This window comes from Litchfieldella anticariensis FP35 = DSM 16096 (assembly GCF_000409775.1).
Taxonomy (GTDB): domain Bacteria; phylum Pseudomonadota; class Gammaproteobacteria; order Pseudomonadales; family Halomonadaceae; genus Litchfieldella; species Litchfieldella anticariensis.
Genome location: NZ_KE332392.1, coordinates 153221 through 174306 on the forward strand (window position 1 = coordinate 153221; position 21086 = coordinate 174306).

Here is a 21086-nt window from a genome sequence, read left to right on the forward strand (position 1 = left end):
CTTCATAGAAAGTATCTTAGTATCAAGATAAGTGGCTGGCAATGAATAGAGTAAAAAAAGCCATTAGCCAATGGCGGCGTGAGTTACCTGACCTCGATCTCCTACCGATGGAGGTCGTCGGCTATCTGAAAACGACGCAATTGATTGTCGGAGGCCAGTTAGGGGCTCTTTTCAAGGAGCATGGTCTGCAGGCAGGGGAGTTCGATGTGCTGGCCACGTTGCGACGTGCCGGAGAACCCTATGCGCTGGGCCCGACCAAGCTCTTCGAGGCGCTGATGATTTCCTCGGGCGGGATGACCAATCGGTTGGATCGGTTGGAAAAAGCTGGCTTGATCGTTCGCGTGCCCAACCCCGAAGATCGGCGCGGGATACTGGTGTCGCTGACGGAGAAGGGGCTTGAGTTGATCGATCGCCTTATTCCGCTACATGTGGAGAATGAGGCGCGTCTGCTTTCCGCTCTCGACCGGGAAGAGCAGGAGACGCTCAATGCACTGCTCGGCAAGCTGCTTGACGGGTTGGATGAAGGGTAGAGAGGGCGGCCGGAATCGCTTTCCTGCGATACGACCGCCTCACACTCACAACCATCACTGCTGCATCGCTTTGCGACGCTGTTGCCGGCGTTGCAAGATCGCTTGGGTGGCGTCCACCCGCAGTGGTAGCCGTGAGGCCCACAGGATCTCCTCGCGGTCGTGCCCCATGTCCTCGAGGATGTGATCGTCGTAGTCCAGCAGGGACAGGAAGCGTCGGCGGAAGCGCCAGCGACGCACTAGGGTACGAATTCCATTCTCCACGGCGGTGATCAGGCCCAGCGGCGGCATGGCAGGCATGTAGAAATCCGGCATGGAGGGCTTGGTGGTCTTTTGCTCGTCGGTATGCGGCAAGCGTTCGGTGTTTGGCAAGCGCTGGTTGAGATTGGTCATGACGACGCCTCCTTTAGGTGATCGCATACGGCTAGCGGCCACCGAATCGATTTCGAAAGTGGGTGAGGGTCGCGACCTCAGGAAGAAGCATGGCGGGTGGCGTTTGTTAAATCCAACGAAAAGATCTACATTCTGCTTTAAGAAAAACTGAAAGGTTCGGCGCCATGACACTTCCTGCCTTGTCATCTCAACCCGGCACGCTGCCGTTACTGGATACCGACGTGCTGCGGACCTTCGTAGCGATAGCGGAAAGCGGCAGTTTTACGCGCGCGGCGCGGCAAGTCTTCCGTACGCCCTCGGCCTTGAGCATGCAGATCAAGCGACTGGAGGAAACGCTAGGGCATCCCCTGTTCGTGCGTGAGGCACGTCAGGTACGGCTGACCCCGGAAGGAGAAATGCTGTTGAGCTATGGGCGGCGCCTGCTCAAGCTCAACGAGGAAGCCGTTTCCCAGTTCCTCGCGCCGTCGCTGGAAGGCACGGTGCGTTTCGGCACGCCCGATGATGTCGGTACCCGTATCCTGCCCGGTGTACTGACGCAGTTCGCCCGTACTCACCCCGCGGTACAGGTCGATGTCGTGGTCGGTCGCAGTACCGAAATTCGGCGGCGCATGGAAGAGGGTGAGCTCGACCTGGTGCTGGTGACCGCCGGCAACCAGGGGCAGGAGGCGGAACATGGCGAGATCGTGCATACCGAGCCGCTGGTCTGGGCATGTCGGGAAGGCGGTGTCGCACCACGTCGTTCTCCACTTCCCGTATCGCTGGCCAATCATGGTTGCGCCTGGCGTGCGATGGCGCTGACGGCTCTCGATCGTGCCGGCATCAGCTACCGTATCGCCTACACCAGTGAGCATTGCGCCGGTCAGGAAGCCGCCATGCTGGCCGATCTTGCCGTGGCACCATTCCCCTTGAGCCTGGTGCGGGCACCGTTGCGCAAGGTGGATCGGGAAGCCAGCCTACCGCCACTTGGTGACTATCAGGTAGTGTTGATCCGCAGAGAAGGAATCGGCGCGGCCAGCGAGGCGCTGGCGGGACATGTGGTGGAGGTGTTTCGTGATATGAGCCACTAGGGACTTAGGCCTGGCGGCGGTCGACGAACAGACTATTGCCGGGCCGTTTCTTGGCTTGCGATTTGAGCTCGGAAAGCTGGCTGGCGATATCCAGTGAGCTGTACCTTGTGCCTGGGTGGATCGGCAGAGCGGCAATGGAGAGGCTGACGAGCGGGTAGAAGGTTGCAGTGCCTTGGCGGTTCTCGATGTGTATGCCACCAGCACGGCGATGTTCGAGATCGTAGAAACTGGGAGCCAGATGTTCGAAAGCTCCCAAGATATCCTGGCAGATAGCGCGCCAGTTCTCGGAAACCAAGGCCATCATGAAATCGTCGCCACCGATATGCCCGATGAAGTCGTCGCGACAACCGGCCTGCTCCTGCAGGATGCGTGACAGAGCGACGATGACCTTGTCGCCGCGGGCATAGCCGTAGGTGTCGTTGTAAGCCTTGAAGTTGTCAAGGTCGCAGTAGATGGCGGTGAATTGCCGCTCCTGGTCCAGCAGTGATGTCAATGTGTCGTTGATCAGGATGTTGCCGGGGAGCCCCGTCAAGGGATTGGCGTGGCGAGCGCAACGAAGTTGAATGGCCGTGATTTCGCGCAACAAGTCCAGCAGACGCCCCATGCCACGGTAATGACCTTGGTCGTCGACGATCACCACATCTTCTTGCATGGTGTCATTGGTATCGGTGATTTGCTGGCTAAGCTGCTCCAAGGGGGTGTCATGCCTTGCCATGAGCCAGCGTTTTTCGATCAGTTCCTCGATTCGCCGTTTGGCATAGAGGGAGTGACTGAAGGGGTTGGTGAACAACGTCAGGAACTCATGGCGACGGACGATACCTACCGGTACCCGTCGCTGCACCACCGCCACGCAGCGCAGATCGGGCTGAGCACGGAAACGCTCGGCGAGGCTCAGTACCGGTGTGTCGACTTCCACTGGCTCGATGGGGCGGCAGATGCTGGCGGCGGTGGCTACCGAGTGGCCAGTGGCAGTATTGTTGGCCGGCAGCATGTGCGCGATGGTCTGGGGCGGATTTTCGCTGGGACGTGAGAAATAGTAGCCCTGCAAGAAGCTCCAGTTGAGCCCCCACAGGCAGCGATACTCGCCGGTGGTCTCGATGCCTTCGGCGATGACCTGGCAATCCAGGTGGCGCGAGACATCGAGGATCGACTGCAGAAATTGCCGTTTCAGCGGATCCTGGTCGATGTTGTGGATGAAATGGCGGTCGATCTTGACAAAGTCCGGGCGTAACTCAGCCCAGTGACGCAGGCTCGAGTAGCCAGCTCCCAAGTCGTCGAGAGCGACCCGAAATCCCATCTGACGATAATGATCGACGGCTTGGCGCATCAGGTCGTAGTCGTGGATCGGCGTATGCTCGGTCAATTCGATGACGACCCGTTCCGGGGCCAGCCCGACTTGATCGAGGTACTGTAGCGTCAGGCCCTCACGAAAGTCGCGCTCGACGATGGTGGTGGGCATGACATTGAGGAACAGTCGCCCTGGTAGCCCAAGACGCATGAAGCGTTGAATCGCCAAGCGCCGGCACAGCAGGTCGAGATCGACCAGGCGGCCCAAGCGAGCGGCGGTATCGAAGAGCGTCAATGGTGAGTGCAACGGGGAGTCGGAGGGACCGCGTATCAAAGCTTCGTAGCCGAAGATTGTCTGACTACCGGCGTCCACGATGGGCTGGAACAGGGGAGTCAGGTTCTCGGCTGTGAAGATGGTATCCAGCCACTGCGCATCGGTTCGCTGCATGTATCGGGTATCGTTTTATGATGGCTAATGTGATTCAACCCATGAGAATAGTGCGACAGTTTTGTTGCACCGAGATGACAAGGCGAGGCGATCAATTTTGCCAAGTGCTTGTGTTTGGCTGACAATTCTGTCGTGAGAGAATAAGATTGACCGTTTGGTCAGGTCGATCGTTCCTTGGTGCCAACGTGATGGGTATTTCTCCCAGCTTCAGGATGACGAACATGAAGAAGACACGATGTTGGCTGTTGGCAGGGATGCTGGTCATTCTGTCAGGTATCGCCAACGCCGAGGTACCGACGGTAGCAGCAGCTTCCTCTTTGCAGTTTGCTTTGTCCGAGGTGGCAAGCCGCTTCGAGGAAGATACCGGGCAACAGGTACGCCTCAATTTTGGCTCTTCGGGGAATTTTCGACGTCAGATTGCGCAAGGCGCCCCCTTCGAGTTGTTTCTTTCCGCCGATGAGGAGAGTGTACTGGCGCTACATGAGCGGGGAGTGACAGAGGACGAGGGCGTCATTTACGCGCTCGGGCGTTTGGTGTGGCTGCAGCGTTCCGGGCGTGATGATTTGCCTGATGAAGACACGCCGCTGGCAGCCGTTGAGGCGGCCATCGAGACATATCGTGCTGATCAAGGCCGACCACGCATCGCAATGGCCAATCCGGAGCATGCGCCGTATGGCGTGGCGGCTCGCGAGGTGCTGGAACAGGCGGAATTATGGGATGAAGTCCAGCCGCTCAAGGTGATGGGGGAGAATGTTTCGCAGGCGGCACAGTTCGCTCTCTCCGCCGATGCCCTCGGTGGTTTGGTGGCCTATTCCCTGGCGTTGGCTCCCTCGTTGGCCGAACGTAGCGACTATGCCTTGATCCCGGAGAACTGGCATACGCCACTCAACCAGCGCATGGTATTGGTGAAAGGAGCGGGAGAGACTGCCCATCGCTTTTACGACTATCTGCAAGGGGGGGAAGCTCGAGAGATACTGGCGAGCTATGGCTTTGGGTTGCCCGGCGAGCCAAGACAAGAGGCTCCCTGATGGACTGGACGGCGCTCGCGGTCTCGCTGCGTCTTGCGGTGTTCACCTGCTTGCTACTGTTGCCGCTTGGCTTGTGGCTGGGGAGAGCCCTCGCAGTAACCCGTTTTCGGGGAAGAGTGCTGTGTGAGGCACTGGTGGCACTGCCGTTGGTGATGCCTCCCACGGTGCTGGGGTTTTATCTGATGCTGTCGTTCGGCGCTGACTCCCCATTAGGAGGGCTGTGGCAGCGGCTGACTGGCGAAGGGCTCAATTTCACCTTCAGCGGTATCCTGCTGGCCTCGCTGGTGGTCAATCTTCCCTTCGCCGTGCAGCCGATTCAGCGTGCCTTCGAGAATGTGCCCGCTCACTTGCGCGAAGCGGCCTGGTGCAGTGGCCTGTCGCCTTGGCAAACCTTGTTGCGCATCGAACTGCCGTTGGCCTGGCCAGGGTTGGTGTCGGCCATGGCGTTGACCTTCGCGCATACCCTGGGTGAGTTCGGCGTGATCCTGATGGTCGGGGGGGCGATCGATGGCGAGACACGCACCCTGGCCATCTCTATCTATGACCGTGTGCAGGCATTCGACGAAAGCGGTGCCAGCCAGATGTCGGCGGTGCTGCTGCTGGTGTCGTTCGTCACCATCGGCGTGGTCTATGCTCTGGCCCGCCGGAATAGGGGGATGAGTGTTTAGCATGATGTCGACCGAGGTCGCGTTAGCCGAACTAAGGGTGTCGCTGCATCAGGTAGGGCCTATCCCGTTGGCGGCCGATTTCCGTTGTTCTCCCGGCGAATTGTTGGCGCTGGTGGGACCTTCGGGAAGCGGCAAGACTACCTTGTTACGCGCCATTGCTGGGTTATATCGGCCGGCTCAGGGATGGGTTCGTTGTGCCGGTGAGACGTGGTTCGATGCCACCGCAGGAATCTGTTTGACTGCCCAGCAGCGCCGCATCGGCTTCGTCTTTCAGGATTACGCCCTCTTCCCACATCTTTCGGCCCTGGACAACGTGATGAGCGCCATGGGCCATGTACCACGCAGCGAGCGTCGCTCCAGGGCAGCCGGTTGGTTATACCGGGTGCGCTTGCAGGGGCTGGAAGGTCGCTATCCCGCACAGTTGTCCGGTGGGCAGCGTCAGCGGGTGGCGGTGGCACGGGCGCTGGCGCGAGAGCCCCGTGTGCTATTGCTCGACGAGCCTTTTTCGGCGGTGGATCAGGTGACTCGTCGACGCTTGCAGCGGGAGCTTGCCTTGCTGCGGGAGGAGATCGACATTCCCATGTTGCTGGTCACTCACGATTTGGAAGAAGCCAGTGCGCTGGCCGATCGGCTATGCGTGTTGCATGGCGGACGCACCTTGCAGAGCGGGCCACCGGAGAGCTTGTTCCGGCAGCCGGCGTCGGCGGAAGTTGCGCGCCTGCTTGACAAGCACAATGTTTTCCAGGGCTGGAAGGTAATGGAAAATGGGCAGGCCCGGCTCGCCTGGGGGCCCTATCGGTTCGAGGTGGCGCAGGGGCTGGAGGACCTCGACAACGGCAGTGAGGTGCATTGGTATGTGCCGCCTTCCGATGTGGTGTTGCATCGACGGGGGCGGCCGTCGAAAGGTGAGCGCGAGAATCCGGTGACAGGGCAGGTATGCGAAATGATCGTGCTGGGCGGTATGACGCTACTCACCCTGGCTTTTACGCATACCGAGGACACATTGCGTTTCGAAATCGCCACGCATGCTGCACGTCGCAATGGTTTGGCTCAAGGCGTGGAAGCCAGTGTTTCGCTGTTGGCCCAGGGAATTCACCTGATGCCTCCAAGGCCTGCTGAGCGCTACGGCTCACGTGATGTTCAGGTGTGAATTTCCAGATGGCATTCGTGGTGGATCCTGCAGTGCAAATGATAAATGATCGTAGCATGATGACCGTCGTCGATATTATCGAGGAAGTCGAATATGTCCATATCCCGTCGCAAGGTGCTGATCGCCTTTTCCTCTTTGGCGGTCGCGGGTTGTCTGCCTATGGCAGGGTTCGCTGAACCGCCGGCAGGCCCGATATCCGATCTGGAGAGTAGGACGCTATCCATTCATAGCGATCAAGGCCCCCATAAGCTGCAAGTGGAAGTCGCTCGTACTCTGCGCCAGCGTGGGCAGGGGCTGATGGAGCGCGATACCCTCGACCCTGATGCCGGGATGTTGTTTCTCTATGACCGCCCCCAGCCTCACCGCAATGGCTTCTGGATGTATCGTACTCGCATTCCGCTGGATATTGCCTTCATCGGGGGAGATGGCCGAATCTTGCACATGGCCAGCATGACACCCTGTGAGTCTTCGAACCCGGGGGACTGTCCGGTGACTCGACCCAGCACTGCCTATGTGGCGGCACTGGAGGTCAATGCCGGCTACTTCGCCGAGAAGGGAATCGAGGTTGGCGATTGTGTGACGGCGCCGGGATTGGACGGAGACTGTGTGCCCTAACCTTGAGGCTCGCGGCGCTGAGACGCTTGCGGTTCCCGGCGCGGTCGAAAGCGCAGGATGATCAGTGCGATACCCGTTACTACCAGCGCTCCACCGCCGACCTTGTGGACGCCCAGGCTATCGCCGAGTAGTACCATCCCGAGCAACACCGCCAACACCGGCACCAGCAGGGTCATGGGCACCACGCGGTTGACCGGATGGCGGCGCAGCAGACCGTACCACAGGCCGTAGGCGACGATCGACGACATGACGGCGGTATATAGTACTGCCCCCCAACCGGCCCAGCCGGCATTGGCCATGGCACTCATGTGATCGTGCTCGAAGAGTAATGAGCCTAGTGCGACCTGGGGCACGGCAAACAGCGCCACCCAGCCGGCCAATGCGAGGGGAGGAATGTTCGGCCCACGCTTGATCAGCAGTTGCGAGACCGCCCAGCCCAAGGCACTGAGCAGCAGCAGAGCCAATGGCAATGCCGAGGGCAGGGTAGGGCCGCCGGCCAGTACCACCACACCGGCAAACGATAGAAGTAGACCCACCAGGCGCTTCGGCCCCAGGCGTTCCTTGAGGAAGATCACTGCGAGTACGGTGGCGAAAGGTGTACCCATCTGTACCAGCAGGGCACCGGTGCCGGCCTCAGCCTGCTCCAGACCGATGAACAGCAATGCAAAATGCAGCGTGCCGAAAGTGGCCGAGAGTAACAGCAGGAAGGGCAACTGGTGGCGATGTACCGGGTTGAATGGGACCAGCAGCGCCGCAACCAGCATGAAGCGCAGAGTTGTCATCAGCAGTGGCGGCATCTCTACCACTCCCACCTTGATGACAATGATGTTCAGCGCCCAGATGGCAATGGCGGAAAGGCCCAGCAGCAGGTCGCGTAACGGCACGGTTCGTCCTTGAGGTCGATCGACAAGACAGCGTTTAGGATACCAGTTTGTGGCTTCCGATTCGTGCAACACTTCAGGCTGGGGAAATGCGATTACCAGGGGGAATGGAGAAAGCGGCCGTGCTAGCGGCCGCTTCAGGTTCAGGCTTGGGAGGCTTCCACTTCTTCCGATGCTGGCCGTGGCTTGTCCTTGAAAGAGAGTAAGAACAGCACCAGCACCGCTAGCGCGAACACGGCTGGGAACAGCCAGATGCCCTGCCAGGCATGAGTGCCGTCGTTGTTCGCGAAAAGGTCGGTGATATGACCCGCCACCCAGAAGCCAATCAGCATGCCTACGCCATAGGTGGCTAGTGTGATCATGCCTTGTGCCGAGCTCTTGAATCGCTCGCCCGCCCGGGCGTCGGTGTAGATCTGGCCGGTGACGAAGAAGAAGTCATAGCAGATGCCATGCAAGGCGATGCCCAGGATCAGCATGAAGATCAGGTCGCCACTGTTACCGTAGGCGAATAGCGCATAGCGCAGGGCCCAGGCGAGCATACCGATCAGCAGCGTCTTCTTGATGCCGAAGCGATGGATGAATATCGGCAATAGCAACATGAACAGCACTTCCGAGATTTGCCCCAGGGTCATCTTGCCGGTGGGGTTGGCTACGCCGATCTCGGCCAGGAAAGGGTTAGCGTTTTGATAGTAGAAGGCAAGGGGAATGCAGATCAGCACCGAGGCGATAAAGAAGATCGCGTAGTTCCTGTCCTTGAGCAGTTTCAAGGCGTCGAGACCCAGGAGTTCCTTGATGCCGACGGACTCTCCCTTGCCAGCCTTGGGAGGCGTGGCGGGCAGTGTGAAGCTATAGATACCGAGTGCCAGGGAGGCGATGGCGCACATCATGAAGGTATTGCGCAGCAGGCCTGCCTCGATGGCTTGTGCTGAATCCCAAGCGAAGGCGTAGCTGATGGCAAGGCCCGCCACGATCCAGCCGATGGTGCCCCACACACGAATCTTGGCGAATTCCCGAGAGGGATCGGTCATCTGACGGAACGAGACCGAATTGACCAGGGCCAGGGTGGGCATGTACAGGATCATGTAGAGCAGCACCAGCGGATAGAAGGCCGCGAAATCGTCCGCCAGGTACAGGCTATACATCAGCGCCGCACCGGCCAGATGCAACAGGCCGAGGATCCGCTCGGCATTGAAATAACGGTCGGCGATCAAACCGATGATGAAGGGGGCGATGATGGCGCCCCACGATTGGGTAGAGAACGCCATACCGATCTGACCGCCCGTGGCGTCGAGATTGTGCGCCAGAAAGGTCCCGAGTGTGACGAACCAGCCGCCCCAGATGAAGAATTGCAGAAACATCATGATGCTGAGACGCGTGCTAAGTATGTTCATGGCGTTACCCTTGTTGTCGTTGTGATGTCGAGTGGCTGGCGTGGTCAGTTCTCGTCAGCCAGCCCCAGGATCTTGCGGTTGCGCGTTCGGCTGGCGGTGACGCCGGCGAAATCGTCGAAGGCGCGCTGCGAACGCTGAATCAGGTGGTCGGCGATGAAGCTCGCCCCCTCGGCGGCTCCCTGGCGGGCATCCTTCAGGCAGCATTCCCACTCGAGCACGGCCCAGCCGTCGAAGCCGTACTGCGTCAACTTGCTGAAGATGCCCTTGAAGTCGACCTGGCCGTCGCCCAGCGAACGAAAGCGTCCGGGGCGTTCGAGCCAGTCCTGATAGCCGCCGTAAACACCGCTGCGGCCGTTGGGCGAGAACTCGGCATCCTTGACGTGGAACATGCGGATGCGCTCGTGGTAGCGGTCGATGAAGTCCAGGTAATCAAGCTGCTGCAGCAACAGGTGGCTGGGGTCGTAAAGGATGTGAGCGCGAGGGTGATGATCCACCGCTTCCAGGAAACGTTCGAAGGAGGCGCCGTCATGCAGGTCCTCGCCGGGGTGGATCTCGAAGCACAAGTCGACTCCGGCATCGTCGAAAGCGTCGAGAATGGGGCGCCAGCGCCGCGCGAGTTCTGCGAAACCTTCTTCGACCAGCCCGGCCGGGCGTTGCGGCCAGGGATACATGAAGGGCCACAACAGCGCGCCAGAGAAGGTGGCATGGGCTTTAAGCCCCAGGCGCTGGCTCGCTTTGGCCGCGAGGTGAAGCTGGTCGATGGCCCATACTGTACGTTCACGCGGCTTGCCGCGTAGCTTGGGTGGGGCGAAGTCATCGAACAGTTCATCGCAAGCAGGATGAACCGCGACCAACTGCCCCTGCAGGTGAGTAGAGAGTTCGCTGATTTCCACCCCGGCTTCCACGCAGCGACCCTTGAGCTCGTCGCAATAGGCCTGGCTTTCGGCGGCCGTTCGCAGGTCGATGCAGCGGGGGTCCACGCTGGGTATCTGTACCCCTCGGTACCCTAGCGACGCTGCCCAGCGACAGATGGTGTCGAGGCTATCGAAGGGTGGTTCGTCGCCTAGGAATTGGGCCAGAAAGATAGCGGGGCCAAGGATCTGATTTGACGGCTCTGTACTCATCGTTCGTTCCCTCTGCTCAATCGATGGCCGGCAGTGGTGTCCACTTGCGTTCACTGTGTTGACTGGCAATCACGGTTTCGATGAAGGCCATGCCGTGCAGGCCCTCGGTCATACCGGGCACGCCCGCGGCCTGACCACTGTCGCTGCGGCGAATGCCAGCGGCAAAGTCGCGATAGAGGTTGGCCAGGGCTTCCAGGTAGCCTTCGGGATGTCCGCCAGGAAGGCGCAGCCGTTGCCGTGCTGCCTCGCTCAGCTCGGGTTGGTCGATACCCGCACGCAAAATGCGCAGCGGTGCGTGCAGCCCGCGATGGATTAGGCTGCTGGGCTCCATCTGGTGCCACTCCAGGCCGCCTTGGTCGCCGTAAAGGCGGATCTTCAAGGCGTTTTCCTCTCCCGTGCAGACCTGACTGGCCATGAGTGTGCCGCTGGCACCTTGGGCGGTTCGAAACAGTACGTCGCCGTCGTCGTCCAGGCGCCGACCTTCGGCGTGGGTGCCCAAGACAGCGCATAGTTCGCTGATGGTGTGCCCTGAAATGAATTCCGCCAGGCCGAAGGCGTGGGTGCCGATATCGGCCATGCAACCGCTGGCGCCGGCAAGTGCTGGGTCAGTGCGCCAGGCTGCCTGTTTATTGCCCTGAGTCTCGAGGGCATCGCCAAGCCAGCCTTGTGGATATTCCACGTGGATCTTGCGCAGTGTTCCGAGTTGCCCATTGCGCACCATCTCGCGTGCCTGCCAGACCATCGGATAGCCCAGATAGGTATGAGCCAGGCCATACAGACGGCCACTGGCGTTGAGTGTATGCGACAGTCGCCGGGCTTCTGCCAGTGAGAGGGCGGCGGGTTTCTCGGACATCACGTGGAAGCCAGCCTGGAGCGCCTCTTCTGCAATGGGTACATGCAGGTGATTTGGGGTCGCGATCACCAACATCTCCATCCGTTCTTCGTCAGGAAGGCGGCGTTCGCCTTCGAGCAGGGCTTGCCAGTCGGGATAGATACGCGCCGATGCGAGCCCACATAAGGCACCGGTGCGCTGGTTGTTGTCTGCATCGCGGCTGAAGGCGCCACAGACGAGCTCGATTTCACCGTCCAGGGCGGAGGCTAGACGGTGCACTTTGCCGATGAAGGCACCTTCGCCGCCGCCGACCATGCCCATGCGAACCCGGGGTGCGGGAAGTGGCGTCATGTCTTGAGCTCCAATCAAGTGAGGGAATATCGAGAAACATCAAGATCTGTCATGATGTAACCGGTTACATTTCAGGTAAAAGTAGGTAGCGAACAGGAAGGCGTCAATCATACGAAGGTCCATGACGGCAAATGGGCTTGGCACTGAGTTCAACTACTGAATGGGGTAAGCTAGCGTGCCGATGCCTCGTTGCCATCATGGGGTGAGACGAGCATGTGGTGGCACAAGCACTAAAAAAGGGAGTCCATGACGAATATTCGCAAGGTTGCCGAGCTGGCGGGCGTTTCCGTGGCAACGGTATCGCGCACGTTGAAGTCCCCGGATATCGTATCGCCCAGGACACGCGACAAGGTGCTCAAGGCGGTTAGGGAGGCGGGCTATAAGCCCAATCTCATGGCGGTGCAATTTCGCTCGCGACGCACACGGAACTTGGTAGTGCTGGTGCCGACCATCGCCAATACGTTCTTTGCCCGGGTCATTAGCGGTATTCAGGAAGCGGCACAGCAACAGGGTTACAGCGTACTGCTCTGTAACACACTGGGGCGCGAAGAGTCGGAGGCGACCTATGCCAAGATGGTGACGACTCGGCAGGCGGATGGCGTCATCCAGCTACGGGCCTACAACCCGTTTCCGGCCGATGCTTTCGCTCCGGATACGCCGCTGCCAATGGTCAATGCTTGCGAGGTTCTCGACGAGGCTCCCTGTTCTAGCGTGAAACTCGACAACCGAGCGGCAGCGCGCGCTATCACCGAGCATCTGATTGGGCTGGGGCATCGGCGCATCGGCATGATCAAGGGGCCCAGGCGTAGCCCTCTGACGCGAGACCGTGTCGCAGGTTATTGCGATGCGTTGGAGGCTGCCGGTATCGCCCTCGATGAAAGCCTGCTGTGCCCCGGCAAGTTCACTCCACACTCGGGATACGAGGCTGCCGGTATGCTGGTGGCTCGCGATGATCGTCCTTCCGCCATTTTCTGCGAGAGCGACGAGATGGCAATCGGGGCCATCCAGCGGATCAAGCAGGAAGGGCTGAGAGTCCCCGACGACATCTCGGTGGCAGGCTTCGATGATATCGCGTTTGCGTCATTCAGCGATCCTCCCTTGACCACTATCGCGCAACCGGCCGAGGCGTTTGGTCGAGAAGCCGTGGCCATGCTGATCGAGGTGCTGGAGGGCCGGGAGGAGGGGGCCAAGCAGCGCATTTTGCCCTATGAGCTGGTGATCCGTGGCAGCACAGCTGTCAAGCGCTGAACTTCCTTTCAATGCTAATCGCTTTACAATGTGATATGAATTCAAGTGCTTCTCTTCTATACCAATAACCGACCTGGATCGAGAATCCGGGCCAACGCATTCAAGGACACGCTATGACTGCATTTCGCTGTTCTCGTCTGACCACCGTTGTGGTTGGTGCCGCTCTGCTGTGTACGGCCGTGACCGCTCAGGCGCGCGAATTTTCCGTTTCCACCGTGCTTTCCGATGCCTTCCCTTGGGGCCAAGCGGCTGAACGCTGGGCAGACCTGGTGGAGGAGCGCTCCGAAGGGCGTATCACCTTGCGCGTCTATCCCAATTCACAGTTGGTGGCCGGCGATCAGACTCGTGAATTCTCCGCCATGCGTCAGGGGCTGATCGACATGGCGATCGGCTCGACCATCAATTGGTCGCCGCAGGTGCCGGAACTCAATTTGTTCTCGCTGCCCTTCTTCATGCCCGATGAATCGGCAGTGGACGCCGTCACTGGTGGTGAAGCCGGTGAGATGATCTTCGACGCCATCGAATCGCGCGGTGTGGTGCCGCTGGCCTGGGGCGAGAATGGCTTCCGCCAACTCTCCAACTCCCAAGGGCCCATCGCTGAGCCGGGAGATCTGAACGGCCTGAAGATCCGGGTGGTGGGCTCGCCGCTGTTCCAGGATACTTTCACGGCGCTGGGCGCTAACCCCACCCAGATGAGCTGGGCCGATGCCAAGCCAGCGTTGACCACCGGGGCGGTGGACGGTCAGGAGAATCCGTTGTCGGTGTTCGACGTGGCGCGTATCGACCAGGTCGGTCAGGAGCACCTGACGCTGTGGAACTACATGAACGACCCATTGATCTTCGCCGTCAATGAACGCGTCTGGAGTTCGCTGCCAGAAGAGGACCAGGCGTTGTTGCGCCAGGCAGCCATCGATGCTGGCCAGTGGGAAATCGCCATGACCCGTGAACAGGAAAGCGAGCGTCTGGCGGCGATTCAGGAGCGTGGCGTGCAGGTCGTCGAGCTGAATGGCGAGCAGCACCAGGCCTTCGTCGAGGCAACTCAGAGCGTTTACGACAAGTGGGTGCCGCAGATTGGCGAGGACTTGGTCGAAACGGCACGTGATGGGATCGAGGCACGCTAAACGTAACCTATTGCCTGATACCAAGTTATCAATGCCGATCCTGCCATGCAGGGTCGGCATCTTCATGAAGGGGGCCTCATGCAAGTGCGACCCGACGCTCGGCTGGAACGGATACTGGCGACGCTGGCGCTGGCGATCATTGCCTTGATCAGCCTGGCCAATGTCGTGGTGCGCTATGTCACCAATGCATCGTTCGCATTCACCGAAGAATTCTCCGTTTTCTTGCTGGTAGTGCTGACCTTTGCCGGTGCCTCGGTGGCACTACGCCGCAATGGGCACATTCGTATTGGACTGGTCGAACGAGCACTGCCCAAGGGACCGCGCCTGGCACTGGTCCTCTTTCAGTGGCTGTGTGGAGCCACCGTTCTGGTATTGATCGTGTGGTTCGGTGGCAAGCTGACCTGGGAGGAATACCAGTGGGGCTCGTTATCGCCTGGGCTGGGCCTGCCGCAGTGGTGGTACCTTGCCTGGCTGCCACTGCTGTCGGCCTTGATGCTGCTGCGCCTGACGCAACAGACTCTGGATCGCTTGCGCGGGAGACTCGACGATGAGCCCTGACTTATGGATGATCCTGAGTTTCCTGGGGCTGCTGACCGCTGGGGTACCGGTAGCCTTTTCCTTGGGGCTAGCCGGTGCCATGGGCATCGTTGCCGGCTTGCCGCCAGCGATGCTGGCTACGCTTGGCACCAACACCTACAACAGTATTGCCAAGTATCCACTGATCGCCATTCCGTTGTTCATCCTTACCGGCTTGATCTTTGAACGTGCTGGTGTGGCGGCGCGCCTGGTGCATTTCGCCCAAGCATTGATTGGCCCGCGTCACGGTGGCCTGGCGCTGGTGGCTGTGCTGGTATGCATGATCATGGGCGGCATGAGTGGCTCGGGGCCGGCAGATGCGGCGGCGGTGGCCATGGTGATGCTGCCGAGCATGACCAAGGCCGGTTATCCCAAGCCGTTTTCAGCGACCCTGATCGCGGCCTCAGCATCCACCGCTATTCTGATACCACCTTCGGTAGCGCTGATTCTCTATTCCATCGTAGTGCCGGGGGTCGACCTGCGCGCGCTGTTCGCGGCCGGCCTGTTCCCCGGCATTCTTGCTGGCTTGGCATTGCTGGTACCCGCTTTTTGGTTGTCTCGTCGTCACCGCTGGGAAGCGCCGGAGATCGTTGAACGGCCACCTCTCGGGGCGAGCTTCAAGCAAGCGTTGCCAGCACTGTTCGCCCCGGTACTGATTCTCGGCGGATTGCGTTCGGGGCTGTTCACATCTACCGAAGCAGCGGTCGCGGCGGTGGCTTACGGTGTGGTGGTGGGCATCTTCATCACCCGTGAGCTGGGGCTGCGCGATCTGTGGAAGCTGTTCGGCGAGGCGGCGGTGATCTCGGGGGTGGTCATGCTGATCATTGCATTGGCCGGGATCTTTGCCTGGGCCGGTACCATGTTGGGCACCTTCCGCGAATTGGCCGAGTGGATCATCGGCCTGTCCGACAATGGAACATTGTTGCTGGTGCTGATCATGTTGGCGGTGCTCGCCGCCGGCATGTTGCTGGATGCCATCTCCATCTATCTGATCATGATGCCGATTCTGATTCCGGTGATGCAGCACTTCGACTGGAATCCGGTATGGTTCGGTATCCTGTTGGCGATGAATATTGCCATCGGCCAGTTCACGCCACCAGTGGCGGTCAACCTGATGGTGACCACCGAGGTGGCTAGGATTCGACTGGAACACACCATTGGCTGGGCACTGGTGTTCGTCGCGGCCATGGCGGGAGCATTGGCGTTGGTGGCTATCTTTCCGGAGATTGCGCTATGGCTGCCCAGCGTTCTTGGTTACAACGTTTAAGGGCCACGTCGATGAACCGGTACATGAAGAGGGTTGGTGTCATCCTGGCCTGCTGCCTGGGTGGCATGGCATGGGGCCAGGAGCCGCCTGATGTGCGGGATGACGCCAGGCGGCACGCGCGCGAACGCCCCCTACCTCCCGAGGTCGTGATCGAGCTCGACTTAGACGACTTCGCCCCCATCGAGCCGGGGGCGTCGCCTTATCGTCCATCCTCTCCCCCTGTGCCGAGCGAGCCGGCATCTCCTGCGCGCCCACCCAGCCCTGACATGATTCGGTCGCCGAGTTGCGTCGCCATTGAGCGTCGTCTGGCGTATATCCAGCGAGAACTTCATGCCGGTCATGTTGACCCTCGCGGCAACCGGTTGCGCACCGAACGGCGCGAGTTGGAGCAACATTACCGCTTGACTTGCCACTAGCATGCTCGTTGCAGGCTTTCCAGCGTCTTGCGATGCAACTCGGTAGCCTTGTCGTCGAACAACACGAACCGCACCGACCGCAGGTATTGGCAGTTTTCACTGGCTTCCATCACCGTACTCAGAGCGATTCGTGTGGCTTCTCCCATGGGATAACCAAAGGCACCGGTGGACAGCGACGGAAACGCCACTGATTCCAGTTCGCGCTCGTCGGCCAGACTCAGAGCATTGCGGTAGCAGGCAGCGAGCAATTCATCCGAGGGCTCGTCGATACCGTATACCGGTCCCAGACAATGAATCACGTAACGGTTGGGCAGGTCATGGGCGCCGGTTATCACCGCTTGCCCGGGCTTGATCGGCGCCAGAGGGCGGCATTCCTCTTCCAGACCAGGTCCGGCGGCACGGTGCAAGGCCCCAGCGACTCCGCCACCGATCTTCAGTTGAGCATTGGCGGCGTTGACGACGGCATCGATGTCGGGCTGCTGGGCGATATCGCCTTTGATGCATTCGATTGTGACGTGTTTCGTCGCCATGATGATCTCCTGTTAAACACTCATGTCATTCGACAGTGTCGTGCAAGGGGCGATCCCATGCCTAATGAATGGCTTTATCACAAGATGAAAGTTAACGATTCGTAAACGCTTGTGACGACTAGGATTAGCATTAAGTGAAAAGCACTCAAAAGGTGGTATGTTTTGCGCTAAAGTAGGACGTGGTGATATCCGCAGTCAGCCACGGTGATAGGACGTGTCATTGGCCCTGCATAGGGTTTGCGGCTATAACTCATCCAAGCCCTTCGGTTAGGGCGAAGGCTTGATTAGCATTGGCCGTGCGATGGGGAGACGAGACCTGTCGCCTGGACGAGGCTCGGGTACGTTACCAGTATGCCGTACGAGCCAGGCCAAACTTGGTCTGGTGAGATGACAAGTCAGGAAACAACGAGGCGGCAAGTCCGTCAGCAATGGTGCCAACAATTCAAGAGGTGTCTTCATGAAACGCCACGCTTTCACCGCTGCAGCCTTTACGAGTGCGCTTCTCGGAGCGGCAATGGTCTCGTCACCGGCGGTTGCGCAGGAACGCTTCATCACAATCGGGACTGGCGGTCAGACAGGGGTTTACTATGTCGTCGGTCAGTCGGTCTGCCGTCTGGTCAACCGCGGCGCTGAAGAGCACAACATTCGTTGTAACGCTCCTTCGACCGGTGGTTCCGTGGCCAACGTCAATGGCATCAAGTCCGGCGAACTGGACATGGGGGTCGTTCAATCCGACGTTCAGTATCAGGCCTACAACGGCACCGGCAACTTCGAGGGAGAAGCCTACGAGGATCTTCGCGCCGTGTTCAAGATCCATGGTGAGCCGCTTACCGTGGTGGCGCGCACCGATTCAGGCATCGAAACCTTCGACGACCTCGAAGGCAAGCGTGTCAACATCGGCAATCCGGGCTCTGGTCAGCGCAACACCATGGAAGTGGTCATGGAGGCCAAGGGCTGGAACGTGGATACTTTCTCCCTGGCGTCACAGCTCGATGCTGCCGAGCAGGCTTCTGCCCTGGCGGATAACAACATCGATGCCATGGTGTATGTGGTCGGCCATCCCAACGGTTCCATCCAGGAGGCCACCACTACCGTCGATGCACGCCTGATTCCGGTAACGGGTCCTGCGATCGATGGCCTGGTCGAGGAATACCCCTATTACGCCAAGTCGGTGATCCCGGGTGGTTTGTATCGTGGCAACGAAGAGGATGTCGATACCTTTGGCGTGGCAGCTACTTTCGTGACCTCGGCCGATACCGATCCTGACATCGTCTATGAGACCGTCAAGGCGGTATTCGAGAACTTCGATCGCTTCAAGCGTCTGCATCCGGCCTTCGAAAACCTCAACGAGGAAGAGATGATCTCTCAAGGTCTGTCGGCGCCGCTGCATGAAGGTGCCAAGCGCTATTACGTAGAACGTGGCTGGATCGAGGAATAATCTAGTCTGTAAGGAGTGATAGGCTCCACGAATGATGCGCGGTCATCCGGTCGGAGGCCGCGCATTGTGGTTTCTGCACTTCATTCTTTCTTGTGTCGACTGATGGCGAGCAGGGCAAGCTTATGAGCAATGACAAGAAGACATCCTCGAACACGGATGTGGATCTGGAGGACCTGGTTGCCTCCAGTGACTCCGGGGCGCGCAAGCCTCTGGGCACTCCTGGTAAATTATTGGTCGGTATCGCGGCGGCCTGGTCGTTGTTTCAGTTATGGATCGCTTCCCCACTCTCGTTCATGCTGGGCTTTGGCGTATTCAATGCTACTGAGGCCCGTTCGATACACTTGGCCTTCGCTCTCTTTCTGGCCTTCATGGCTTACCCGGCATTGAAGCGTTCGCCACGTGACAGGATTCCGTTTCAGGACTGGATCATGGCTGCGGCTGCGGCCTTCTGCGGCGCGTATATGTTCCTCTTCTACGAGGATCTTGCCCAGCGTCCTGGTGCGCCTATCCTGCAGGATGTGATCGTTGGGGTGGCGGGGATTCTGCTGCTACTCGAAGCCACACGTCGCGCCCTTGGGCCGCCACTGATGATCGTGGCCTCGGTGTTCATCGTCTACTCACTGGCTGGCCCCTACATGCCAGGCATCCTGGCTCACCGTGGTGTCAGCCTGTATGGTTTGATCAATCACCAGTGGCTGACCACCCAAGGGGTGTTCGGTATCGCCTTGGGGGTATCGACCAGCTTCGTGTTCCTGTTCGTGTTGTTCGGGGCTCTACTCGACAAGGCTGGGGCAGGCAACTATTTCATCAAGGTCGCTTTCTCGTTGCTTGGCCATTATAAGGGCGGCCCGGCCAAGGCGGCGGTTGTCGCCTCGGGCATGACCGGCCTGATCTCGGGCTCATCGATCGCTAACGTGGTGACCACGGGGACTTTCACCGTGCCGATGATGAAACGAGTCGGCTTCTCTGCGGAAAAGGCTGGGGCCGTGGAAGTGGCTTCCTCGGTGAATGGCCAGATCATGCCGCCGGTAATGGGGGCAGCCGCCTTCCTGATGGTCGAATACGTCGGTATTCCTTATATCGAAGTCATCAAGCATGCCTTCCTGCCGGCACTGATTTCGTATATCGCACTGGTTTATATCGTTCACCTCGAAGCTCTCAAGGCCGATCTCAAGGGCTTGCCATCGAGCAACCCTGTCCGGCCGCTGCTCAACAAGGTAGTCGGCTTCCTGGCGGGGCTATTGCTGCTGATGGGGCTGTCGTTTGCCGTCTATTACGGACTGGGGTGGCTGAAGCCGGTGCTGGGCGGTGCCACACCCTGGGTGGTGGCCGTGGTTCTGACAGTGGTGTATGTCGCCCTCCTCAAGCTAGGGGCTGGCTACCCGGAGTTGGAACTCGATGACCCCGACTCGGAGATCGTCTCCTTGCCACAAACCCGGCCAACGGTGATGGTCGGATTGCACTATATCCTGCCAGTGATCGTGCTGGTGTGGTGCCTGATGGTCGAACGTTTGTCTCCGGGCCTGTCGGCCTTCTGGGCCACGATGTTCATGATCTTCATCATCGTCACGCAGCGGCCGATAATCGCCATTTTCCGCCACCGCAGCAAATTGGGTGAAGACATCAAGGAAGGCTTCGTCGATCTGTGGGACGGCTTGGTGACCGGTGCACGCAACATGATCGGCATCGGTATCGCGACTGCCACTGCGGGCATCATCGTGGGGGCGGTATCGCAGACCGGGGTCGGCCTGGTGTTGGCCGATGTGGTCGAGATCCTTTCCATGGGCAACCTGCTGCTGATTCTGCTACTGACTGCGGTGCTGAGCCTGATCCTAGGCATGGGGCTGCCCACTACCGCCAACTATATCGTGGTATCGGCATTGCTGGCGCCGGTAATCGTGCAGCTTGGGGAACAGAATGGCCTGCTCGTACCGCTGATCGCCGTGCACCTGTTCGTGTTCTATTTCGGCATCATGGCCGATGTCACGCCCCCGGTAGGGTTGGCATCTTTCGCGGCAGCGGCCGTGTCGGGAGGCGATCCAATCCGTACCGGTTTCCAGGCGTTCTATTACAGCCTGCGTACCGCCGCCTTGCCGTTCCTGTTCATCTTCAATACCGATCTATTGCTGATCGACGTATCCTTCTTGCAAGGCATCGTGGTGTTCGTGGTGGCCACCATCGCCATGTTGATCTTCGCGGCAGCAACACAGGGGTTCATGCTGGCTCGCAGCCGCTGGTACGAAAGCATCCTGCTGCTACTGGTAGCCTTTACCCTGTTCCGGCCGGGGTTCTGGATGGACATGATTCACGATCCCTACCGTTCGATACCTCCCAGCCAATTCGTTGAAGCGTTGGGCAATGTCGACGAGGACAGCACGTTGCGCCTGCAAGTGCGCGGGGAAGATGCTTTCGGTGACCCATTGACGACTTACATGACCTTGCCGGTACCGGAGGGGGATAGTGGTGAGGAGCGTCTGCAGAATCTGGGGCTGGAACTGCTGATCGAGGATGATCGTGCCATTGTCGACATGGTGACGTTTGGAAGCCAAGCCGAGCAATTGGGCTTCGATTTCGATCAGGAAATCGTCGAGGTCCAGGCTCCGGTGGATCGCTGGACGAAGGAATGGATGTGGGTACCGGCATTCCTGGTCTTTGCGTTGATCGTCTTGTTGCAGCGACGTCGACGTAATGACCAAGCGTTGGCGGCAACCGCCTGAGGAGGGCAATC

The 21086-nt window shown here is 59.4% G+C and carries 20 protein-coding genes; 13 read left to right on the forward strand and 7 right to left on the reverse strand.

The window, feature by feature from the left end; all coding sequences use genetic code 11:
- The first annotated feature begins 41 nt into the window (after window positions 1–41).
- Complete coding sequence (locus tag L861_RS16280) at window positions 42–530, forward strand: MarR family winged helix-turn-helix transcriptional regulator (protein ID WP_081645878.1); 489 nt, start codon at window positions 42–44, stop codon at window positions 528–530.
- 54 nt (window positions 531–584) lie between these two features.
- Here L861_RS16280 and L861_RS16285 read toward each other — a convergent pair whose 3' ends face one another.
- Entirely contained in the window at window positions 585–920 is a 336-nt protein-coding gene (locus L861_RS16285; RefSeq protein ID WP_016417730.1) for a hypothetical protein, read from the reverse strand.
- 164 nt (window positions 921–1084) lie between these two features.
- Here L861_RS16285 and L861_RS16290 point away from each other — a divergent pair, with 164 nt between their 5' ends.
- The gene (locus L861_RS16290; RefSeq protein WP_016417731.1) at window positions 1085–1987 is read left to right on the forward strand and encodes a LysR family transcriptional regulator; all 903 of its coding nucleotides are present in this window, start codon (window positions 1085–1087) and stop codon (window positions 1985–1987) included.
- A gap of 4 nt (window positions 1988–1991) precedes the next feature.
- On the opposite strand, the gene L861_RS16295 is transcribed toward L861_RS16290, so the two are convergent.
- A complete protein-coding gene (locus L861_RS16295; protein WP_016417732.1) occupies window positions 1992–3722 on the reverse strand; it encodes a bifunctional diguanylate cyclase/phosphodiesterase in 1731 nt (576 codons plus the stop codon).
- A gap of 221 nt (window positions 3723–3943) precedes the next feature.
- Here L861_RS16295 and modA point away from each other — a divergent pair, with 221 nt between their 5' ends.
- The 4 genes from modA (at window position 3944) to L861_RS16315 (ending at window position 7183) form a co-directional block, all read left to right on the forward strand.
- Window positions 3944–4750 (forward strand): molybdate ABC transporter substrate-binding protein, encoded by an 807-nt coding sequence (modA, locus tag L861_RS16300; protein WP_016417733.1) that lies wholly within the window; start codon window positions 3944–3946, stop codon window positions 4748–4750.
- Entirely contained in the window at window positions 4750–5418 is a 669-nt protein-coding gene (modB, locus tag L861_RS16305) for a molybdate ABC transporter permease subunit (RefSeq protein WP_016417734.1), read from the forward strand. Before modA ends, modB begins: the two co-directional genes overlap by 1 nt.
- A 1-nt stretch (window position 5419) precedes the next feature.
- Window positions 5420–6568, forward strand: a complete 1149-nt coding sequence (locus L861_RS16310; RefSeq protein WP_016417735.1) for an ABC transporter ATP-binding protein — start codon at window positions 5420–5422, stop codon at window positions 6566–6568.
- A 93-nt stretch (window positions 6569–6661) separates the two neighbouring features.
- Window positions 6662–7183, forward strand: coding sequence for a DUF192 domain-containing protein (locus L861_RS16315; protein WP_016417736.1), 522 nt, complete (start codon window positions 6662–6664; stop codon window positions 7181–7183).
- Here L861_RS16315 and L861_RS16320 read toward each other — a convergent pair.
- The 4 genes from L861_RS16320 to L861_RS16335 all read right to left on the reverse strand — a co-directional run bounded on the left by L861_RS16320 (window position 7180) and on the right by L861_RS16335 (window position 11762).
- Window positions 7180–8067, reverse strand: a complete 888-nt coding sequence (locus tag L861_RS16320) for a DMT family transporter (RefSeq protein ID WP_016417737.1) — start codon at window positions 8065–8067, stop codon at window positions 7180–7182. The genes L861_RS16315 and L861_RS16320 overlap by 4 nt on opposite strands.
- Window positions 8068–8207: 140 nt before the next feature.
- On the reverse strand, window positions 8208–9455 hold the full coding sequence (locus L861_RS16325; protein WP_016417738.1) for a nucleoside permease: 1248 nt from the start codon (window positions 9453–9455) through the stop codon (window positions 8208–8210).
- A 44-nt stretch (window positions 9456–9499) separates the two neighbouring features.
- Entirely contained in the window at window positions 9500–10579 is a 1080-nt protein-coding gene (locus L861_RS16330; protein WP_016417739.1) for a sugar phosphate isomerase/epimerase family protein, read from the reverse strand.
- Between the two features lie 16 nt (window positions 10580–10595).
- Window positions 10596–11762 carry a Gfo/Idh/MocA family protein gene (locus L861_RS16335; protein ID WP_016417740.1) on the reverse strand — a complete coding sequence of 389 codons (1167 nt, stop codon included), beginning with the start codon at window positions 11760–11762 and terminating at the stop codon, window positions 10596–10598.
- 246 nt (window positions 11763–12008) lie between these two features.
- Here L861_RS16335 and L861_RS16340 point away from each other — a divergent pair, with 246 nt between their 5' ends.
- From L861_RS16340 to L861_RS16360, 5 genes are all read left to right on the forward strand, one after another.
- Window positions 12009–13010 carry a LacI family DNA-binding transcriptional regulator gene (locus tag L861_RS16340; RefSeq protein ID WP_016417741.1) on the forward strand — a complete coding sequence of 334 codons (1002 nt, stop codon included), beginning with the start codon at window positions 12009–12011 and terminating at the stop codon, window positions 13008–13010.
- 113 nt (window positions 13011–13123) lie between these two features.
- Window positions 13124–14131, forward strand: coding sequence for a DctP family TRAP transporter solute-binding subunit (locus tag L861_RS16345; RefSeq protein WP_016417742.1), 1008 nt, complete (start codon window positions 13124–13126; stop codon window positions 14129–14131).
- Window positions 14132–14209: 78 nt separating this feature from the next.
- Complete coding sequence (locus L861_RS16350; RefSeq protein ID WP_016417743.1) at window positions 14210–14689, forward strand: TRAP transporter small permease; 480 nt, start codon at window positions 14210–14212, stop codon at window positions 14687–14689.
- On the forward strand, window positions 14679–15974 hold the full coding sequence (locus L861_RS16355) for a TRAP transporter large permease (RefSeq protein WP_016417744.1): 1296 nt from the start codon (window positions 14679–14681) through the stop codon (window positions 15972–15974). Before L861_RS16350 ends, L861_RS16355 begins: the two co-directional genes overlap by 11 nt.
- Before the next feature lie 23 nt (window positions 15975–15997).
- The gene (locus L861_RS16360; protein WP_016417745.1) at window positions 15998–16390 is read left to right on the forward strand and encodes a hypothetical protein; all 393 of its coding nucleotides are present in this window, start codon (window positions 15998–16000) and stop codon (window positions 16388–16390) included.
- Here L861_RS16360 and L861_RS16365 read toward each other — a convergent pair.
- Entirely contained in the window at window positions 16387–16920 is a 534-nt protein-coding gene (locus L861_RS16365; protein ID WP_016417746.1) for a macro domain-containing protein, read from the reverse strand. The genes L861_RS16360 and L861_RS16365 overlap by 4 nt on opposite strands.
- Before the next feature lie 457 nt (window positions 16921–17377).
- Here L861_RS16365 and L861_RS16370 point away from each other — a divergent pair, with 457 nt between their 5' ends.
- Window positions 17378–18358 (forward strand): TAXI family TRAP transporter solute-binding subunit, encoded by a 981-nt coding sequence (locus L861_RS16370; protein ID WP_016417747.1) that lies wholly within the window; start codon window positions 17378–17380, stop codon window positions 18356–18358.
- 122 nt (window positions 18359–18480) lie between these two features.
- Entirely contained in the window at window positions 18481–21075 is a 2595-nt protein-coding gene (locus L861_RS16375) for a TRAP transporter permease (RefSeq protein WP_016417748.1), read from the forward strand.
- Window positions 21076–21086: the final 11 nt, after the last annotated feature.

Bases quoted from the DNA above. Each gene is read 5' to 3' on its own strand.
- L861_RS16290 (WP_016417731.1), top strand. From the start codon at position 1,085: ATGACACTTCCTGCCTTGTCATCTCAACCCGGCACGCTGCCGTTACTG.
- L861_RS16325 (WP_016417738.1), bottom strand. From the start codon at position 9,455: ATGAACATACTTAGCACGCGTCTCAGCATCATGATGTTTCTGCAATTC.
- L861_RS16280 (WP_081645878.1), top strand. From the start codon at position 42: ATGAATAGAGTAAAAAAAGCCATTAGCCAATGGCGGCGTGAGTTACCT.
- L861_RS16360 (WP_016417745.1), top strand. From the start codon at position 15,998: ATGAAGAGGGTTGGTGTCATCCTGGCCTGCTGCCTGGGTGGCATGGCA.
- L861_RS16330 (WP_016417739.1), bottom strand. From the start codon at position 10,579: ATGAGTACAGAGCCGTCAAATCAGATCCTTGGCCCCGCTATCTTTCTG.
- L861_RS16365 (WP_016417746.1), bottom strand. From the start codon at position 16,920: ATGGCGACGAAACACGTCACAATCGAATGCATCAAAGGCGATATCGCC.
- L861_RS16335 (WP_016417740.1), bottom strand. From the start codon at position 11,762: ATGACGCCACTTCCCGCACCCCGGGTTCGCATGGGCATGGTCGGCGGC.
- L861_RS16295 (WP_016417732.1), bottom strand. From the start codon at position 3,722: ATGCAGCGAACCGATGCGCAGTGGCTGGATACCATCTTCACAGCCGAG.
- L861_RS16350 (WP_016417743.1), top strand. From the start codon at position 14,210: ATGCAAGTGCGACCCGACGCTCGGCTGGAACGGATACTGGCGACGCTG.
- L861_RS16285 (WP_016417730.1), bottom strand. From the start codon at position 920: ATGACCAATCTCAACCAGCGCTTGCCAAACACCGAACGCTTGCCGCAT.
- L861_RS16315 (WP_016417736.1), top strand. From the start codon at position 6,662: ATGTCCATATCCCGTCGCAAGGTGCTGATCGCCTTTTCCTCTTTGGCG.
- L861_RS16370 (WP_016417747.1), top strand. From the start codon at position 17,378: ATGAAACGCCACGCTTTCACCGCTGCAGCCTTTACGAGTGCGCTTCTC.
- L861_RS16310 (WP_016417735.1), top strand. From the start codon at position 5,420: ATGATGTCGACCGAGGTCGCGTTAGCCGAACTAAGGGTGTCGCTGCAT.
- L861_RS16345 (WP_016417742.1), top strand. From the start codon at position 13,124: ATGACTGCATTTCGCTGTTCTCGTCTGACCACCGTTGTGGTTGGTGCC.
- L861_RS16375 (WP_016417748.1), top strand. From the start codon at position 18,481: ATGAGCAATGACAAGAAGACATCCTCGAACACGGATGTGGATCTGGAG.
- modA (WP_016417733.1), top strand. From the start codon at position 3,944: ATGAAGAAGACACGATGTTGGCTGTTGGCAGGGATGCTGGTCATTCTG.
- modB (WP_016417734.1), top strand. From the start codon at position 4,750: ATGGACTGGACGGCGCTCGCGGTCTCGCTGCGTCTTGCGGTGTTCACC.
- L861_RS16355 (WP_016417744.1), top strand. From the start codon at position 14,679: ATGAGCCCTGACTTATGGATGATCCTGAGTTTCCTGGGGCTGCTGACC.
- L861_RS16340 (WP_016417741.1), top strand. From the start codon at position 12,009: ATGACGAATATTCGCAAGGTTGCCGAGCTGGCGGGCGTTTCCGTGGCA.